A 16,712-nucleotide genomic window follows, 5' to 3' on the forward strand; every position below is an offset into this window, starting at 1 on the left:
CAGACCCCGCCTCGCGACGACGCCCTTGCGTTTCACTAGCCCTTCACCACCATCAGGTTGGGCAGGGGACTTCCACCCCCAAGCTGTTGCGCATGCTCGGCGCACCAAAAAGGAGCCCGCCACCAGGGCGGGCTCAACACACACGCTGCCGGGGGCGCTCGCGCGAACCGCGTCAGCACACTACCCTGTCCCGGCCAGCGCATCTGGCTGGCAGTGCATCCGTGCAGGCGGCCTCGACGCGCGCCGGCATGGAAGCAGCGATCACGAGGGTGACGGCAGAAGGTCCAAGATGTCCGGCTCAGGTTCGTCGGGATCGCCCCCCAACGCGCGCAGCACGTCCCGCAGGAATGCTTCCTCTGCTGCGACAAACTCCGGCGTACCGGTTATGAACGGGATTGGACAACCCCTTTGCCTTCCGGATCGCTGCCACGCCCAGGCCCAGGGCCTGGGACTCCACGTATCGGGGATGGCCGAGGCCGAAACGCTGATCTTTTTCATTTTCCATGCCGCCTGTATCGGCAGGAGCCGGCGAACCTTTGGGGGAACGTGGTCAGCGTACCGCAGGCGGCTTCCCGTCTCCGGCTACATCGGGCGTCCCGGCACCCGCGCCTCCGGCGAGCATTGTTGATGGCCCGGCGATATTGCACGAACGGACATCACCGCGCCGGGTAGCCATACAGAGTTCCCGGAAACGCGACATGCAGGAGTCGTAGCCCTGCAGCGTCTGCGCAAGCCGCGACCTGTGATCCTGCTCCCGCTCCGAACCTTCCGACTCCGGGTCGGTCCGCTTCCAGAAAACAACTATCCGGCCATCCTGCGTCGAACGTCTCACGACGCCGCGCGCAACTGCATCGGCAAGACAGTGGCGCACGCTTGCGGGGCCGTGCGCCACCAGCTTCGAAAGCTGATCCACCGTGTAACGCTCGCCCGCCACCATGACCCGATGAATGTCGGCCGCAATGTTCCTGGCGGTGACCGGCTTTTCGCAGCTGTCCAGACCCCTCTCGGGCCGCCGGACCGACTTTGGTTTTGACCTTCTTTCACGCGAGGCCGGGGCGGGTTGCGCACTGTCCGCTGTCTCAGGCGGGATGTTTTTTTTCATCTGGGAAGTTTTACGTGTCTTGACGCCGTTGTTGCACAAATCGAATTTGAAGGCAAAGGTGGTCCTTTGATGCTGAATTCAGGCGATGCGAACGGATTGCGGACGTGCGAGAGCGGTCATACGGTTGAGCACGCTCACGCGAATCGCGACTTCGGTTGCCTGCGAACCGATGCGTCGCGCCCACAGACGATCGCCCGTGAGCGTCTTGAGCCGGTACATCAGGTTTTCGACGAGCGAGCGCCGGTGGTAGCCGCTGCACTTCTTCCATTCAGCGCGCCCGCCTTGTTGCGCCAGCCCGCGCCGGGCGTGTTCTCCGGCCAGGGCATCGCGCCTTCGCGCGGCGGAACCGAGGGTTGAGCACCGCGCGCGGCTATCACCGCATGGCCCTGCTTCGTGTCATACGCGCCGTCTCCGCCGACGATTTCAACCGGCACATCGACGGGAATCTGGTAGAGCAGATCGGGCAGCACGCTAGCATCGTCCACATCCTGATGTGTCATCAACGCCGCGCATATCTGGCCAGTCTTCGCATCCATCGCCAGATGCACCTTGCGCCAGGTACGGCGCTTCGAATAACCGTGCTTGCGCACCTTCCATTCACCCTCGCCGTACAGCTTGAGCCCCGTGCTGTCGACGACCAGATGCAAGGGCTCGCCGCTGCTTGGTGCGGGCAGTACAACTTCCAGTTTCTGCGCGCGGCGGCTCAGTGTCGCGCAGTTGGGCACTGGCAACCCGGAGAAAGCGAGGTCGCGCTGACTTTGCGCGAAACCCTGAAGTGCTCGCAGCGGCAGGCGGAAAACCTGCTTGAGCCGAGCAACATCTGGATAGCCGCATCTGCATAGATGCACGGCCGGCCGCGCTTGCGTGCCCCGCATTCAGCGGTGTTCGTCAGTACGCCCTGGTCGATCCACATCGTCACATCGCCTCGTGCAATCAAGCCTGCGTTGTATTCCGGCCAGTTCCTGACGCGGTACACGCCCTTCGGCTCACTCGTCTTGCATTCGTCCTTGCGCATCTTTCCGCCCTAAAGGCGAGAATCTACGCAGTCCGACACGAAGTTAACAGCGGTACTGTCCAGTCTGTTGCGCGTAAACGTCAACCTACCCCGAGCAGCCGGATTTATGCAACAACGCCTGTCTTGACCGTCCGTCAAAAGACATCAGAATCACGTAGCGTCGCGCCACACAAACCGGGGGCGAGGGTGCGCTCCTTTCCGTTGTTATGGCGAAGTGGCGTCGAGCGGTAAAACTGTTTTGCATCGACCTGCAACGGGCGGATGCCTTATAACCTCGGTGCCATCAATATTTCGTGGCCTGTACGACGACGTATTGCACAGACTTGGCCTACTGTCGCAGGAAGACCTGGCTATCGAGGCATGCGAGACTGCGCCGTTCACGACAACATTGCATTAATGCAAGCGCACGGCAAGCCCGCCACTGCAATCAGACAAAACTGATTTGTATAAATGTTGTTCGATAGCGTCATTTTTCATTTTTTGACATTTTGGATTGCTCACTTCCCGGTAGATTCCGCAGCGTTGTTAACAATGCTGCGGGATGAGGAATGAACAAACAGACCTACCGGCTGCGGGGGATGCTTCTCGCCGTTGACGACACGGCGAGCGGGGCCGGCAAGGCCAGTCAGGGAGATCCGACTGTTGGCCATGCCGGTCCCGGTGATCGAGTACGTCTCTCACTGCTCGCACTGTGGTCCATAGCAAAACATGCTGCGATAGTTCTATGCGCTTTCACCGCCATTTGTCATTGTCAGGTGGTTCGAGCGCAAGGCGCCGGCGATACTCTTGTCACAGTTGGGGGCGCCTGGTTGAATTTTGCGAACTCTTCGGCCACCCCGCTAGAGAGTTACTCGCCCGTCGGGACCTTCTCTTCTCCGGGAACCAACGCAGAGATCCATAACGCGCTGACCAGTAGAACTACTGGTTACCCATTTTCTTACCGATAACATTGCCTTGGAAGCGGCACTCGGCTCTCCGCCCACGCTCAATATGTACGCTCAGGGGAATGCTGCGCCGTTAGGCGCGAGCGGCCCACAACTTCCGCTCGGCGGCTTGCGGCCGCTTGCGAGTGCGCGCGCGTGGCCTGCAATCGCGTTGATCAAGTATTATTTTCGTCCTTCGCAGTCCCAAGTGCGTCCTTTTATCGCACTAGGGGTGAACTACACCTGGTATTCCAACATCGGTTTGAATCCAGATTCTTCTCAAGCCGCGCAGAGTTTTGCGGGTACGGGTGGAGCGGTGAGGTCATCGCTAAGCCCATCCTGGAATCCCGTCATCGCAGGCGGCATTTCGTATGCGTTTTCTGAGCACTGGTATGCGACGGCCTCGCGGATTTACTTTCCACTTAAGACAACAGCAACGATCCGTTCCGTTGCGTCCAATGGAACGACGACACTGACCAACAAAACACGCATCACAGCTGATCCGATTACAGCTTTCGCGGACATTGGCTATCGGTCTTGATAACGAAACAGGTATGACAAAACAACAATATATGCGGGTGAGCAAGACCCTGTCCGTCCTTCCGTTGATAGCATCGACCGCGTGGACAGGTCAGGCTGTCTACGCGCAGCAGGCCCCGACTCCCGCAGACACAGCAGCAGCGGCACGCGCCAACGCCGAGCAGAACCAGCAGGTCCAACAGCAGCGCGACGCGCAGCAACGAGCGTCGACCGTACAGGCTCCCAGCGTACGTTCGACAGTTCCGCATGCTGAAGGCTGGCCCGACCTGCCGGTTGAGCAGCCTTGCTTTGCGATCCATTCGTTCGCGCTCGATGTGCCGGCGATGCTGCCCCATGTCGTGCGTGCGCGCGGCGCATCGGCACCGCCGCAGGACCGCTTCGCGTTCGCGCGCGACTGGCTGACCTTTTACACCGGCCAATGCGTCGGCAAGCAGGGACTCGACATGATCGTCAAAGGTCTGCAGCAGTCGATCCTCAGCCGAGGATACTTCACGGCCCGCGTGCTGCTGCCTGAGCAGGACCTGTCATCCGGCACGCTGAAACTCGCGCTGGTGCCGGGCGTGATCCGGCAACTCAAGTTCGCCGATCCGGCCACACGCGGAACCTGGAGAACCGCGTTCCCGACGCGGGCCGGCGATCTGCTTCAACTGCGCGACCTCGAACAGGGGGCTGGAGCAGATGAAACGCGTCGCGAGTCAGGACGTGGGCATGAAGATTGAGCCGACCGATACGCCAGGCGAGAGCGATGTCGTGATTACGATGAAGCGCGTCAAGCCGTGGAGTGTCGTTGCTTCGGTCGATAACTCGGGCAGCCGGGCAACCGGCAAGCTCCAAGGTAATGTGAGTCTCGGCATCGACAACCCGCTCGGGCTGAACGACATTTTCACGCTCGGCGCAATCCAGGATCTGGAGCTCGACGACAAGGGACTCGGCTCGCACGGTTTCAACGGTTCGTATTCGGTGCCGTGGGGCTACTGGACGGCGACCCTGTCCGGCAACACGAACACCTATTACCAGCAGATCGCTGGCGTGAACCAGACCTTCGTATCAAGCGGGAATTCACAGACGGCGGGCCTGAAACTGCAACGCGTGATCAGTCGTAGCCAGAACAACATCTCGGGTGTGGAGTTCCAGTTGACGAAACGCTTCGGCGACAGTTTCATCGATGACACCGATATCCCGCAGCAGAAGCGCGACAACACATTCGTCGAGGCGGGACTGACCAACCGTCATTATTTCGGTAATGCACAGTTCGACGGCACGCGCGCATACCGCCAGGGTATCAACGAATTCGGAGCAACGCCCGACCCGTACTCCACTGGCCCGACTTACCGCTTTCACATGGCGGTGCTCGATGCAAACCTGTCGGTGCCGTTTGTAATCGCGAAGCAAAATCTGCGCTATGTGACGACCGTGCACGGCCAGTTCACCAATGACACGCTGTTCTATATCGATGACCTGACGATCGGCGGCCACTACACGGTGCGCGGCTTCGACGGCGAGACGATGCTCGCGGCAGAAAAGGGCTTTTATTGGCGCAACGAACTGCAGATGCCCATCGGCCAGAGCGGACAGTCGTTGTATGCAGGGATCGACTATGGTCACGTGTTCGGGCCGAACACCTCGTTTCTGGTGGGCACGCAGCTAAGCGGGCGCGGTCATTGGTGTGCGCGGCAGCGTCCCGGCGAAATACGGCGCGTTCGCGTATGACCTGTTCGCAGGCACCCCGCTCTACAAGCCTTCGGGCTTCAACGGCACGCGTGACGGTCGGCTTCCAGTTGACCGCACAGTTCTGACATGCACCATCCCCGGAGTGTGTATCACGTCGCTTGCGGTAACTGCCCGTTGCCCGACGACATTTTCCAACCTTGTCGTTTGTGAAGAAGAGGTGAAATTTTGAGGTTATCCAGAACTCATGGACTGCTGGCCGCGCTGGCGATCGGGGCGGGTGTTGCGGGATGCGCCACCGAGGCGTCTCACCCCTTGCCGGTCCCGCCGATCAGCAGTGCCCAGACACCATATGCCGGCAGGCGAATCGAGATCGCCGTGGGCAAGTTCGACAACCGCTCAAGCTACATGCGGGGCATCTTCAATGATGGCATTGACCGCATGGGCGGCCAGGCAAAAACCATCCTTCTTACCTCGCTGCAGGAAAGCGGTCGCTTCAATGTGCTGGATCGCGACAATCTGGATGAGATCCGGCAGGAGGCGACATTCATGAAGAAAGGGCAGACCCTCAAGGGTGCCAATTTCGTCGTGACAGGCGACGTGACCGAATTCGGCCGCAAAGAAGTCGGCGACCAGCAACTGTTCGGCATCCTGGGACGGGGTAAAAGCCAGGTGGCCTACGCGAAGGTAAATCTGAACATCGTCAACACGACGACGTCCGAAGTGCTGTTGTCGAGCCAGGGAGCAGGTGAATATAGTCTGTCCAACCGCGAAGTGATCGGGTTTGGCGGTACTGCAGGCTACGACTCGACACTGAATGGCAAGGTGCTGACGCTCGCCATTCAGGAAGCTGTGAACCGGCTCTCCGCACAGGTTGATGCGGGGGCGCTGACGCAGGCGAAATAACCCTATGCAGACACACGTAACCAGACACCAGACTAATCGAATCATGAAGCGAAACAGCAAGCTCAAAGCCGGTACGCTGGTGCCGCTTATAGCGGCCAGCATGTTCCTGGCAGGATGTGCGGCAAGGCAAGATTCCTCACTCTATCAATGGGACGCCTACCAGCCCCAGGTGTACGAATACTTCAAGGGGCAAAAGGGGCCCGAAGAGCAGATCGATGCGCTGGAGAAGTCGCTCCAGCAGATTCGTGCCAAGGGCAAGATGCCGCCGCCGGGTTTTCAGGCGCAACTCGGGATGCTCTATGCGAGCGTCGGCAAGAACGGGCAGGCCATGCAGGAATTTGAGGCCGAGAAGGAACTGTTCCCTGAGTCATCCGCATACATGGACTTCCTGATGAAGAAAAAGTCAAAACCACTCTGAGCACCCAGCCATGTTCAAATTCCTTTCCCTGAAACTCGGGGCGGCGCTGTCGATGGTAGCGCTGCTCGCCGCGTGCGTAGCGCCCGTGCAGCACGTCGACTACACGGCCTTCAAGAACAGCCGGCCGCGATCGATTCTCGTCCTGCCACCGGCTAACGAAACGGCGGATGCTCACGCGACGTACGGGGTACTGTCGCAGCTGACGATGCCGCTGGCCGAGGCCGGTTATTACGTTGTGCCGGTTGCAGTGATGGACGAGACGTTCAGACATAACGGCCTGACGACCCCGGCCGACATCCAATCGGTTTCTCCGGTGAAGCTTCGCGAAATCTTCGGAGCCGACGCGGCTCTGTATCCGAAGGTCACGCAATATGGCTCCGTGTACCAGATTGTCGACAGTACGACGGTCGTTGCTGCGTCGGCAAAGCTCGTCGACCTGAAAACGGGCGACGTGCTGTGGGAGGGCATCGGGCGCGCGACCGGCAAGGAACTCGGCGGGAACGTTAATGTGGGCTTCGGCTTGGTCGGCGCGCTGGTGCAGGCGGCAGTGAAGCAGGTCGCGCATACATTGACCGATGAGACCCACGATGTGGCTGCGCTCACGAGTAGCCGACTGCTGAATGCCGGGCCTCCAAATGGCCTGCTGTACGGGCCCCGTTCGCCGAAGTACGGGACCGACTGACGTGCCCGCCGGGCACGCCGCTCGTCGGCGTGCGTGGCAGTATGCCGGCGAAATACGGCGCGTTCACATGGGACCTGTTCGCCGGCACACCGCTGTACAAGCCGTCGGGTTTTCCGACCGCGCACGCGATGCCCGGATTCCAGTTGACTGTGCAGTTCTGGATATGGCCATCTTCAGGCCGTCGCCTGATTGCCCGGCAGAAGATGATGCAGCGGTGTCTCCCCGCGCCATGACCGAAGCCTCGTTGTGATACGTGTGCAAATTTAACCCTGTTCAGAAAAGGATATTCCCGTGGTGAGTTCATATCTACAACTGCTGGCGCAGCGAGCCCAGCTCGATGCGGACATCGCGGCAGCCCGAGCCGCGGAACGACGGGCCGCGATCGAACAGATCAGGAATCAGATGACGGAGTACGGCATTACCGCGGCGGAACTGGATGAGCGGCGTGGCCGTCACCGGGTGCCGGCCAGCCAGCTCGCACCCCGGTATCGCGATCCCGTTTCGGGTGCGACCTGGTCCGGACGCGGCAGGCCGCCCCGTTGGCTCGCGGGCCGCGACCGGCAGGCGTACCGGATCGATGCGCTACCCTCATTAACGACCACCTGAACGAAACACATGCCGACACGACGCAAGTTCGCCGCGCTTTTTATTGTCGCGCTCCTGCTCCCCCACGCCAGCGTATTCGCCGCGTACCGGGAAGAGTGGCTTACCGATCGTCAGGGCGATCAGGCTCGCCTCGCCTCGCGCCGTGGCCCTTTGACCCAAGCCTGCGGAAAATATGCGCTCAGGTGCAAGGCTGATACATCGTCGGGCAATCGGGCCGCTGTGCACCTGAGAGCGCACCCGGCGGTATCCGATCCGATCGCAGCGTTTGCCAATGAGCCCCGCACCCTATTCGCTCCAGGCAGGATAGAGCATCGACAGGCAGCGGACCATTGCTTGCCACAGGAGGTATGAAATGACGATAACGAACCAGCGAGTGGTGACCCGGGCGATCGTGCTGGCGCGGATGACGCCCGGTATCCGATACAGCGTTCACCAGCTCGCCAGACTGGTCGGCACAGGGATGCCAACCATGCAACTGGTGCTGGCGGAATACTTCGTGAGAGGGGTGCTCAGAAAGACGATCGCTGGCAAGCGTGATGTCTACTGGTTGCCTTCGGCAGATGAACTCGCGAGCAACCAGGGTAGTCAATGGGCGCTCCCGCGCGGGATTTTCCAGGGGTACGACTTAGCAAATCGTCACTTTCAGGATCTGTGCCTGTCCACCCGGGCTCGTGTCCCTAAAGCCTGAGCCTCAGGCTAAGGGCAACTGCACGGTACACGCTGACGCCATCAGCCGGGCCAGCGAATCGTTTTCAAACCCGTAATAGCGAGAGACACGATGAACCGGACGCACCATCCATGCACCCACTGCGAAACACCCGTCCCCCGCGCCGCCGGGTACTGTCCCGGTTGCCAGACGAAACTGTGCGGCGGCGCACCGCGCAGGCTGTATCTGTTCGCGCTGGTCGCCGCAATCGCGATTGGTGCCGCATGCGCGTCGGCGCTGCCCGCAACTGAACCGTGGGCGGGATGGGTGATTGGCCTGGCTGCGCTGGTGAGCGCCTGGGGACTGCTCGACCAGCTACATGTGAATCGCGTGAGCTTCAGGCGGAACCGGACTGATCGCCCCGACTGAGTCATCTCGCGGCGGCGATGTCAATGCGCCGACGGGCACCGTTGGGAAGCGACGCCAGCCAGCGCGAAAACAGACGATCGCTGGTGCCCGGTCTGTGCTTCGGCGCAGCGCGAGCATCAATGGCTCACCGAAATGCGGGCCGTTGCGCAGTCGCGGGGCGGGCAATGCCTGTCGACCCGCTACGCCAGTTTTCGCGACAAACTTCGCTGGCAGTGTGCCCAGGGACACATCTGGCAGGCCATACCCGGGAGCGTCACGCAGGGCCGGTGGTGTCCGTCGTGCTCACCCCACCGGCGCCGGTACACCCTTGCCGACATGCAGGCGCTGGCCCGCTTGCGTGGCGGCGAGTGTCTGTCCGGCGCCTATGTGTCGAGGGAGCACAAACTGGAGTGGCTGTGCGACCGGGGGCACGCGTGGTGGGCATGCCCTGCCAGTATACGCAGGGGTCACGGGTGTGCGCAGTGCGCTCACCTGTCGCAGTGCCTACACGAAAAGTCGAAGCGCAAGTACCGGCCGGTAAAATCCCCCATAACGAATGGACTTCCAGCAGCAAGGAAAGCGGGCAAGGTAACGGGACAGACATGACGAAATCCGAAAAGAGACCCTGGAATGCATGCGTGCCGGGCACGTTGTACACCTCGGTGCAGATCGCCCGGCTCATCGGCATCGGCCCTCCCGAAGCTCAGCGCATACTGTCGGCGTGCGTGGCGAAGGGCACGGTGAAAGAGTCGCGCGACGGCAGGCTGGCGGCCTATCGCCTGCGGACCGAAGAGGACATCCGCCGCGAACGTGAGTGGGCGGTACAGAACACGCTGCCGAAGGGCGTGCTTCAGGGCTACGACGCGGCGATGCGCCGCTTCCGCGACACGTGCATGGCGACCCGCGGGCCTCTGTCGGGCAGCGCGAACGGCAACGGCGACAGACAGTGAACCGTATGAGTGAAGTGACGAACCAGAACGTTGCTGCCCAGCGCACGCGCGGTTCCGGCGAGGAGACCTTCGCGCGCCATGCGAAAATCGCGGCGCACCGGGGCCATTAATACCCTCCTTACAACGTTGCATGTCAACAAGGATCGTGTCTTTTTTGCCGAAACCAGGATGAACAATCGTAAGCAATCCCCCGTGAATACCGAGGAACGGCGGCGTCCGCCGGCCGTCATTCAAGTCGCCGAGTCAACGGTGCACGATACAGGCAAGCTGCTAGCGAGCAGTGGCAGCCTCACATTCGGGCACGGCCTGATTGCAACCATTCTCGCGACCGTCCTGAGCTTCCTGTGCCTGCTGGCGGTAGTGGCCTTTCATTTCCCGCAGTACCTGACAACGCCGGAATTGCGCCATGCCTATTCGGCCGACATCCTGCGGCAGATCCTTTTTGCTTCCCTGCTGATCGCTGGCGCGCTCGCGCTCACCAGCATCGTGCTGGGTAACCGGCGCCGGCTGAACGGCCTGGCCTTCGCGATGGTCGTCCTCGCCGTGGCGCTCGGCGGCTCGCGTGTGCCGGTCGGAGATTTTCCCGATCACACACCCTATATCGGGCTCGACTGGTTCATTCTCGACCTGCTTGGATCGACGACCATCTTTGTGCTGCTGGAGAAGCTGTTTCCCCTCTACCGGACGCAGCCGGTCTTTCGCGAGGACTGGCAGACCGACATGGTCCACTTCGCGGTCAACCACTTCATCGTCGGACTGGTGTTGCTGGTGGTGAATTTCCTGATCCATCACGTTTTTGGATGGCTCGTCAACGCCGGATTCCAGCAGACGGTGCAGCATATCTGGTTCTTTCCCCAGCTTCTGTTATGCATGCTCGTCGCCGACCTGATGGAGTACGCAACTCACCGCGCCTATCACGAGGTACCATTTCTCTGGCGTTTTCACGCGGTACATCACAGCGTCAGGACGATGGACTGGCTGGCCGGTTCGCGACAACATATCCTGGAACTGGTCTGTACCCGGGTCTGCGTGCTCGGCCCGCTGTTTGTCCTGGGCTTCGACCAGACCGTCATCAACACCTACATCATCATTGTCGGTTTCCAGGCAGTCTTCAATCATGCGAACGTCCACCTGCCGTGGGGGCCGCTGAAGTACGTACTTGTCACGCCGGATTTCCATCACTGGCACCATTCGTCGGAAGACGAAGCGATCGACCGCAACTACGCGGCGCACTTTGCGTTCATCGACTATCTGTTCGGCACAGCCGTGAAATCATCGAAGCAGTTCCCACAAGAGTACGGCGTGGTTGGCGACTACGTACCGGACGGTTTCATCCGGCAGCAGCGCTTTCCGTTTCGCAGGTGATGATCCCCCGCTCGCCTGTCTGCGCCACCATGCCATCGCAAATGCGAAAGTACAGCACAGGTGTCTCCCGCTCCCCTTTATGGAAATGACTTATGGGGCTTGATGAAGAACTCGCCGATTTTTACCGCAGAAGCGGCTTCGGGCCGGTCGTCGGTTCAAGGCCGCGGATGGTACCCGTTTTCACGGGCTGCATGCTGGCGCCGTTGCCCAACATTGAGGTACGGCACCGCTATCTGAAATACCATGACCTTCACCATCTCATCACTGGCTACAGTGTCGGCCGTATCGGAGAGGGCGAGGTCAGCGCCTGGGAGCTTGGAACCGGATCGGTGTTTGTTTCGCCGACCCTTGACGTCATGAATCTCATCGCGCTGTCGACGGGGCTTGTATTAAAGCCGAAGCGGATGTGGATGGCGTTCGAAAGTAGCTGTGCGAGCCGGAACCTGTATCCGGCAAGGGTTCGCACGTCGGTAGATCAGGGCCACTGGAAAGATCTCGCGGATCTTCGGGCCACCTTCCTTCATGGGCGGAAAGAGAGGTTGCCCACGCCGGTGCGCGCGATTGAGTTTGCGGGCTACTCGATCGCGGCCATGATCATTCATTGCCTGATTGCGATACCTGCGGTGGTCGTCCGCCTGATCACCGACATCGCATTAGGGTATTCTTTTTTTCAGGCAGGGAAGCCCCGCAGACGCACCGACCTTTACTGAGCAGTCCTTTTGACACTATCCGTACATCAACACCGTCAATGCATTCATGGCCCGTACCTCCCGTCGCACCGTAAGCAAGCCCACCCGCAAGCCGCTGACCAAGGATATGCTGCTGCCCCTGCCTGTCGCGAGGGTGCGCGCGCTGTCTCTGGAAAACCATCTTTTTCTGGCGGCGATACGCGGCGGTCACGGCAGCATGGAAGTGGCAATGAACCTGCTGCGGGTTCTCTATCTCAGCTGGTTCATGCGTGATGCGGCAGACGCTGAGCGGGATCTCGATGTGTTCCGTGAAGCCGAAGCCGTGTTGGCGCGAGGCCGGATAAGGGCACACCAGCATCAGGGATGGACGCTGCCCGAAGAGGATCATCGGGTGCTCGAGCATATCCTCGCATTGCATGACCAGCAGTTGGCGTCGATGCCGTCGCACCGGTACATCGTGGCCTGGGAGCGTCTGCAGCGGTTCCTGCGAAGCGACGACTGGTCGCCCATCGGTCCGGGCGGACCAGATGAAGATGAGGAGCAAAAATGTTGAGGCTTCAGGATGGCGGCGCGAAGACGCGCCTGCGACATGACATGAGGGCGCGGGCCGAATTTCCGCTGCATATGGTGGCGTCGAAAGCCTTTGGCGAGCAGTATGAGGTGTCGACTGCGGGGCGGGCCACGATGCGACGCGTGGTCACGCAGATCTTGGATGAGGCGGCGCGTTTCTACGGATTCGGACGCGACGTTGATTTGATCGCTAGCCACGTGGGGGACAATGCGTGTGGCCTGACGTTTGAGCTTGCGCAGGAGGCGCTGCAGCATTTCCCCGACTGGGCGCTTGAGGAAATGCTGGCCCGGTTGGCGGTGGCGCAGCGCGTATGACTGGGCTGATTTCAGAACGCGCTGTTCAGCGATCAACCGGCGCAAGATTGCGCCTGGCAATGCTGCATTCAAATCTCGCAAGAGTGGCGGATAGATAGGAACGAAAGGGCCGTGTGCGTTTAGGGTTGTTCGACGCCTGCCAGCAACGCACGGTGGCGCACTCACATTCCTGCGGACGATGGCAGGCGTCGAACAACCCTAAACGATCCGAGCCGGTCATTGCCGGACCGGGATCGGCCAACAACGGATGACCGGCGCTCGTTCGCTTATGCTACGATCGCATTGCCTGACTGAAGTGACGAAAGCTGGCTTTGAGCCACTTCGCAATCGATCGCATAAACTTCGACTCAAACAATGTACGCAGCTGCCTGGCCTCCCTCGAAAACGCACTGAAAGCCTGTGCCGATGCAGTAATTGCATCCACTTTGGCATTCGTCCCGGACCTGTTGTGAATGGCAGTCCGGTGAAGTCGCTCGAATCGACTTTTCATACCCAGATTCGTGCGACCGCGTTTTCACGAGACCACAACATGCGTATTCTCAATACGATGGCCGCTCGCGCCATCCCGCTCGTTCCCCGTTCGCTAATCCGTAAGATCTCCCGCCGCTATATCGCCGGCGAAACACTCTGCGAGGCTCGCACGCGCATCCACGCGCTCCACGCAGCAGGCTTCCGTACAACCGTCGATGTGCTGGGCGAGACTGCGTCGTCGTCCGATCAGGCGGAGTCGATGGCTCGCGATTATCTCGATCTCGTCCAGGCGCTCGGTGCAGCAAATGAACGTACCGAGCTGTCGATAAAACTCACTGCCCTCGGACTGCATCTCGACGAAGACGCGTGCATGGCACGAGTCTCAATGATCTTGCGAGCGGCCGCGTCGCACGGAATCAGCGCGTGCATCGACATGGAAGACATCAGTTGCACCCAGAAAACACTCGACGCGTTCCTGAGACTCGAAGCCGATGGTTATCCAGTCGGAATCGCGCTGCAAGCCTATTTGACGCGCACGAGCGGCGACATCGTTCCTCTGCAGGCGCGCAAGAGCCGCATGCGCATTTGCAAGGGGATTTATGCCGAGGCAAACGAGCATCTCGTCGACGGTGCATCAAGGGATCGGACCGCGATCAATGCGCACTTCGTTCGGCACGTATCGAGAGCAATACAGGCGGGATCGTTCGTGGGCATTGCAACGCACGACGCACAATTGATCGATGCGCTGACCAGCTGGCTGCAACGCGAGCGGATTGAGCGCTCACGATTCGAGTTTCAGATGTTGCTAGGCGTGTGCGAACCGCAGCGTGATGCTTTGCTTGCGCAAGGATTTAACGTCCGCGTCTATGTACCATACGGTCATGATTGGTATGGCTACAGCACCCGGCGAATCAAGGAGAATCCGCGAATTGCCGGATATATCCTGGCTGCGATGATTCGTAACGCTCGGGCTCGCTAGCAGTTACAGCAGGACCCTTGGCCCAGGGCCGACCACATCGTTGGTCCCGGCTCGAACGGCTGCTTTCGAGAAATCCGGCCGGCTGCTGTGGGTCGAGGATCGCGGTAGGGATGCCCATTACTGAGCACCCCCCGCACAGATCCCGGCGTGCCCAATTCGGGCACCGTATGTTGGCAAACACATACGGCAGAGGGATTTTTGGTTAGCGATTGCGGCTACGAACCTTTGAGCGAGTCCTTATAAGTCGCACCGCAATCGGTAACTAAAAATCCCTCTGCCCAATGTCGTTGGAGACATTGCCCCCATTCCACCGCGACGGCTCTGCTACGCTCTGGTGTCGATATCAACACAATCCGCGGATGGCTGGGCCACGTCTCAATCAACACGACGAACATCTACGCCGAAATTGATCTGGAAACGAAAGCGAGGGCATTGGCCACTTGTGCTCCCGCTGATGGCGGCCAATCCAGCAAGCCTTGGCGAGAACGGCCAGGATTGATGGAGTTCCTGCGTGGACTATAGCCGGAAATATATGTGGTGGCCGATCTGACAATCCGCCCATTTCAGCGGCGCACGAAGGATCGGCGCCACATATGGATAAGCGCCACATTTGGCACCGGGCTCCTACCTCGGGTGTTTGACGGCGAAGCGCCGATCAGGCCAAGGATGAAGGATTCGAGGGGGCGGAAGCCAGGCATTGACGATTCGTCTCATTCGCTCCCACGTCATGGCGTCCTTCTGACTGCGCCGCCGGAGCGTGCGCCGCCATAGATCGGTGACGTGATGTCGGAATGCGACGAGTGCCCGTGCGTTGGTGGGCACCGCATGATACGCAACGTATCCGCGAACCACCTGCCTGAGCCAATGCCCTTGTACTGGAATCGGTTCGTGCATGCGCTTCCGTAGCGCCTCCTTGTGCTGGGCAAACTCATCAAACGCTTCGAGCCAGTACCGGCGCACTACGCGAAGAAAGCCAACGCCCGCCTTGAACGCCTTGCGGACTTCTTCCGCCGCATCGGTCTGCCCGGTGACGAAGATCAGAGCCAGTTCATGGCGGACTTCAGTGCAAACGGCCATGAGAAGCGCACGAAAGGTTAGCGCGTCGCTGGTTGAGGTTGTGGCGGCATGGGCGGCGCCCGAAGTCCTCACAGGGGCGTTGCATGTGGAGCACTTTCATGAGTGACGAACAGGACGACGCGCATGCCCGCGATTTTGTCATCGGCTCCCTCGCCTGGCAGATCGGGCAGCTGGAGCCCGGTGAGTTCCTGTTCAGGCCAGAGGCCAACAAATCGACGCGCCGCATCTGCCAGCGTGCCATTGCAATTGTGACCGGACGCGAGCCCGCGCGCGAATATGAGTTGCGCCTGTGGCATGCGTTCCGTCACGCCCATGCTGCTGAGGATACGCGCGTCTACAGGATCAAACGGGTCAAATAGCGGGAACACGGGTTCTACCACAACCTGCGCAACGTGCTTGCGCTGACGTTAAAGGAGTTCATCCATCATGGCGAAACGCAAACCGGTCATTGAAGCCACCGACCCGCGAGTGCTGCGCGCGATCCTGCGCACCGGACTGGAACAGGCCGGGTCAGTGGATGCGTACTGCAAGGCGATTGTGTGCGCGTACATGAAGGAGCTGGGCGTCGAGTTGCCTGCGACGCCGGTGGCAGAGAAGCCTGGCATAACTAACGGCTTACGTCCAGGGGCAGCCGAACCGGAACTGGCGCCTTCCGCGCGACTGGTTGATCTGCTGGCGGGCGTGCCGCGATTCCGCACGTTTGAGAAACACGGCATTCACACCCTGCGGGACCTGGCGCGCTACAGCGAGCCGGAACTGTTCACGCTCGGCGGGTTGGGACCGGGTCTGGTCGAACATGCGAAAATGGCGCTCGCACGGGCAGCGCTCACGTTACGTGATGAGTGAGGCCCGCCGATGTCCCGGACAATGTAGGATGAATGCTATTCGTGCATCCATCGGCGCGACGTGCCGGGCGACTGCCACATCGCCTGCGCGAACCCGGACCCCGCCATGACCGGCAACGAACACGGCATCAGGCACGGATGGTTCTGTTATCCGCTGCTGTTCGATCCCGCCTGGAAAACGAAGGATTGCGCGAACTACAGCCGTGCCGGTCATGACGTGCGTTAATGCCTGCCACGCTACGTCCTCTCCTTTCGTCGCCATCCGGTCACGGTACGGGCCGTCCTGCCTGGCCAGACGGAAAAAAGGCCGCCGCGACGCGGCGGCCCAAACACACACGCCGCGCTGGGATGCACTGACGCACGCAACATCTTATATCTTCCTGTCACGCAGGCAATCGGGTATTTCGTCAGACTATTCGGATATGGGAGGGGTATCCCGTAGGTAAAACTATCCGATAGACGGCCGCGCACACGGCATGAAATGATCAGTTCAATACGTGAAATCGTATGTTTATTAGGCGTGAATCCCACCGCCAA

General features: G+C 60.3%; 17 protein-coding genes and 3 pseudogenes. 19 read left to right on the plus strand and 1 reads right to left on the minus strand.

The window, feature by feature from the left end; genetic code table 11:
* Nucleotides 1-947: 947 nt before the first annotated feature.
* Nucleotides 948-1,172 (plus strand): hypothetical protein, encoded by a 225-nt coding sequence (locus KHO33_RS40595; protein ID WP_200568458.1) that lies wholly within the window; start codon nucleotides 948-950, stop codon nucleotides 1,170-1,172.
* 8 nt (nucleotides 1,173-1,180) lie between these two features.
* Here the strand turns inward: KHO33_RS40595 and KHO33_RS40600 are convergent.
* Nucleotides 1,181-2,117 (minus strand): annotated as a pseudogene (locus KHO33_RS40600) (IS5 family transposase).
* A gap of 954 nt (nucleotides 2,118-3,071) precedes the next feature.
* On the opposite strand from KHO33_RS40600, the gene KHO33_RS40605 reads away from it, so the two are divergent.
* From KHO33_RS40605 to KHO33_RS40690, 18 genes and pseudogenes are all read left to right on the plus strand, one after another.
* Entirely contained in the window at nucleotides 3,072-3,581 is a 510-nt protein-coding gene (locus tag KHO33_RS40605; protein ID WP_200568457.1) for an OmpW/AlkL family protein, read from the plus strand.
* Nucleotides 3,582-3,612: 31 nt separating this feature from the next.
* A pseudogene (locus KHO33_RS40610) lies at nucleotides 3,613-5,376 on the plus strand (ShlB/FhaC/HecB family hemolysin secretion/activation protein).
* Between the two features lie 100 nt (nucleotides 5,377-5,476).
* Nucleotides 5,477-6,154 (plus strand): CsgG/HfaB family protein, encoded by a 678-nt coding sequence (locus KHO33_RS40615; RefSeq protein WP_200568456.1) that lies wholly within the window; start codon nucleotides 5,477-5,479, stop codon nucleotides 6,152-6,154.
* A gap of 43 nt (nucleotides 6,155-6,197) precedes the next feature.
* Nucleotides 6,198-6,572, plus strand: a complete 375-nt coding sequence (locus KHO33_RS40620; RefSeq protein ID WP_200568455.1) for a DUF4810 domain-containing protein — start codon at nucleotides 6,198-6,200, stop codon at nucleotides 6,570-6,572.
* A 10-nt stretch (nucleotides 6,573-6,582) separates the two neighbouring features.
* The gene (locus tag KHO33_RS40625; protein WP_200568454.1) at nucleotides 6,583-7,254 is read left to right on the plus strand and encodes a DUF799 domain-containing protein; all 672 of its coding nucleotides are present in this window, start codon (nucleotides 6,583-6,585) and stop codon (nucleotides 7,252-7,254) included.
* Nucleotides 7,255-7,548: 294 nt separating this feature from the next.
* The gene (locus tag KHO33_RS40630) at nucleotides 7,549-7,860 is read left to right on the plus strand and encodes an H-NS histone family protein (protein WP_200568344.1); all 312 of its coding nucleotides are present in this window, start codon (nucleotides 7,549-7,551) and stop codon (nucleotides 7,858-7,860) included.
* 352 nt (nucleotides 7,861-8,212) lie between these two features.
* Complete coding sequence (locus KHO33_RS40635; protein ID WP_200568453.1) at nucleotides 8,213-8,548, plus strand: hypothetical protein; 336 nt, start codon at nucleotides 8,213-8,215, stop codon at nucleotides 8,546-8,548.
* A gap of 90 nt (nucleotides 8,549-8,638) precedes the next feature.
* Nucleotides 8,639-8,935, plus strand: coding sequence for a hypothetical protein (locus KHO33_RS40640; RefSeq protein WP_200568452.1), 297 nt, complete (start codon nucleotides 8,639-8,641; stop codon nucleotides 8,933-8,935).
* Between the two features lie 581 nt (nucleotides 8,936-9,516).
* On the plus strand, nucleotides 9,517-9,864 hold the full coding sequence (locus KHO33_RS40645) for a hypothetical protein (RefSeq protein ID WP_200568451.1): 348 nt from the start codon (nucleotides 9,517-9,519) through the stop codon (nucleotides 9,862-9,864).
* Nucleotides 9,865-10,032: 168 nt separating this feature from the next.
* A complete protein-coding gene (locus tag KHO33_RS40650; RefSeq protein ID WP_200568450.1) occupies nucleotides 10,033-11,229 on the plus strand; it encodes a sterol desaturase family protein in 1,197 nt (398 codons plus the stop codon).
* A gap of 92 nt (nucleotides 11,230-11,321) precedes the next feature.
* The gene (locus KHO33_RS40655; protein ID WP_211629303.1) at nucleotides 11,322-11,939 is read left to right on the plus strand and encodes a hypothetical protein; all 618 of its coding nucleotides are present in this window, start codon (nucleotides 11,322-11,324) and stop codon (nucleotides 11,937-11,939) included.
* 46 nt (nucleotides 11,940-11,985) lie between these two features.
* Nucleotides 11,986-12,471 (plus strand): hypothetical protein, encoded by a 486-nt coding sequence (locus KHO33_RS40660; protein WP_200568521.1) that lies wholly within the window; start codon nucleotides 11,986-11,988, stop codon nucleotides 12,469-12,471.
* Nucleotides 12,465-12,803 (plus strand): hypothetical protein, encoded by a 339-nt coding sequence (locus KHO33_RS40665; RefSeq protein ID WP_200568522.1) that lies wholly within the window; start codon nucleotides 12,465-12,467, stop codon nucleotides 12,801-12,803. The genes KHO33_RS40660 and KHO33_RS40665 overlap by 7 nt, the downstream gene beginning before the upstream one ends.
* 247 nt (nucleotides 12,804-13,050) lie before the next feature.
* The gene (locus tag KHO33_RS40670; RefSeq protein WP_328822835.1) at nucleotides 13,051-14,253 is read left to right on the plus strand and encodes a proline dehydrogenase family protein; all 1,203 of its coding nucleotides are present in this window, start codon (nucleotides 13,051-13,053) and stop codon (nucleotides 14,251-14,253) included.
* A 315-nt stretch (nucleotides 14,254-14,568) separates the two neighbouring features.
* Nucleotides 14,569-14,775, plus strand: a pseudogene (locus tag KHO33_RS40675) (tyrosine-type recombinase/integrase); the annotation flags it as partial.
* A gap of 393 nt (nucleotides 14,776-15,168) precedes the next feature.
* Nucleotides 15,169-15,351 carry a hypothetical protein gene (locus tag KHO33_RS40680; protein WP_200568523.1) on the plus strand — a complete coding sequence of 61 codons (183 nt, stop codon included), beginning with the start codon at nucleotides 15,169-15,171 and terminating at the stop codon, nucleotides 15,349-15,351.
* A 77-nt stretch (nucleotides 15,352-15,428) separates the two neighbouring features.
* Nucleotides 15,429-15,689, plus strand: a complete 261-nt coding sequence (locus KHO33_RS40685) for a hypothetical protein (RefSeq protein ID WP_200568524.1) — start codon at nucleotides 15,429-15,431, stop codon at nucleotides 15,687-15,689.
* 67 nt (nucleotides 15,690-15,756) lie between these two features.
* On the plus strand, nucleotides 15,757-16,176 hold the full coding sequence (locus tag KHO33_RS40690; protein ID WP_200568525.1) for a helix-hairpin-helix domain-containing protein: 420 nt from the start codon (nucleotides 15,757-15,759) through the stop codon (nucleotides 16,174-16,176).
* Nucleotides 16,177-16,712 lie beyond the last annotated feature (536 nt).

The sequence above is a fragment of the Paraburkholderia nemoris genome (assembly GCF_905221015.1).
Taxonomy (GTDB): domain Bacteria; phylum Pseudomonadota; class Gammaproteobacteria; order Burkholderiales; family Burkholderiaceae; genus Paraburkholderia; species Paraburkholderia nemoris.

What these genes read in the sequence shown, in the direction of transcription:
- KHO33_RS40595 (WP_200568458.1), top strand. Translation starts at nt 948, where the DNA reads ATGTCGGCCGCAATGTTCCTGGCGGTGACCGGCTTTTCGCAGCTGTCC.
- KHO33_RS40620 (WP_200568455.1), top strand. Translation starts at nt 6,198, where the DNA reads ATGAAGCGAAACAGCAAGCTCAAAGCCGGTACGCTGGTGCCGCTTATA.
- KHO33_RS40625 (WP_200568454.1), top strand. Translation starts at nt 6,583, where the DNA reads ATGTTCAAATTCCTTTCCCTGAAACTCGGGGCGGCGCTGTCGATGGTA.
- KHO33_RS40635 (WP_200568453.1), top strand. Translation starts at nt 8,213, where the DNA reads ATGACGATAACGAACCAGCGAGTGGTGACCCGGGCGATCGTGCTGGCG.
- KHO33_RS40640 (WP_200568452.1), top strand. Translation starts at nt 8,639, where the DNA reads ATGAACCGGACGCACCATCCATGCACCCACTGCGAAACACCCGTCCCC.
- KHO33_RS40645 (WP_200568451.1), top strand. Translation starts at nt 9,517, where the DNA reads ATGACGAAATCCGAAAAGAGACCCTGGAATGCATGCGTGCCGGGCACG.
- KHO33_RS40650 (WP_200568450.1), top strand. Translation starts at nt 10,033, where the DNA reads ATGAACAATCGTAAGCAATCCCCCGTGAATACCGAGGAACGGCGGCGT.
- KHO33_RS40655 (WP_211629303.1), top strand. Translation starts at nt 11,322, where the DNA reads ATGGGGCTTGATGAAGAACTCGCCGATTTTTACCGCAGAAGCGGCTTC.
- KHO33_RS40660 (WP_200568521.1), top strand. Translation starts at nt 11,986, where the DNA reads ATGGCCCGTACCTCCCGTCGCACCGTAAGCAAGCCCACCCGCAAGCCG.
- KHO33_RS40665 (WP_200568522.1), top strand. Translation starts at nt 12,465, where the DNA reads ATGTTGAGGCTTCAGGATGGCGGCGCGAAGACGCGCCTGCGACATGAC.
- KHO33_RS40670 (WP_328822835.1), top strand. Translation starts at nt 13,051, where the DNA reads ATGACCGGCGCTCGTTCGCTTATGCTACGATCGCATTGCCTGACTGAA.
- KHO33_RS40685 (WP_200568524.1), top strand. Translation starts at nt 15,429, where the DNA reads ATGAGTGACGAACAGGACGACGCGCATGCCCGCGATTTTGTCATCGGC.
- KHO33_RS40690 (WP_200568525.1), top strand. Translation starts at nt 15,757, where the DNA reads ATGGCGAAACGCAAACCGGTCATTGAAGCCACCGACCCGCGAGTGCTG.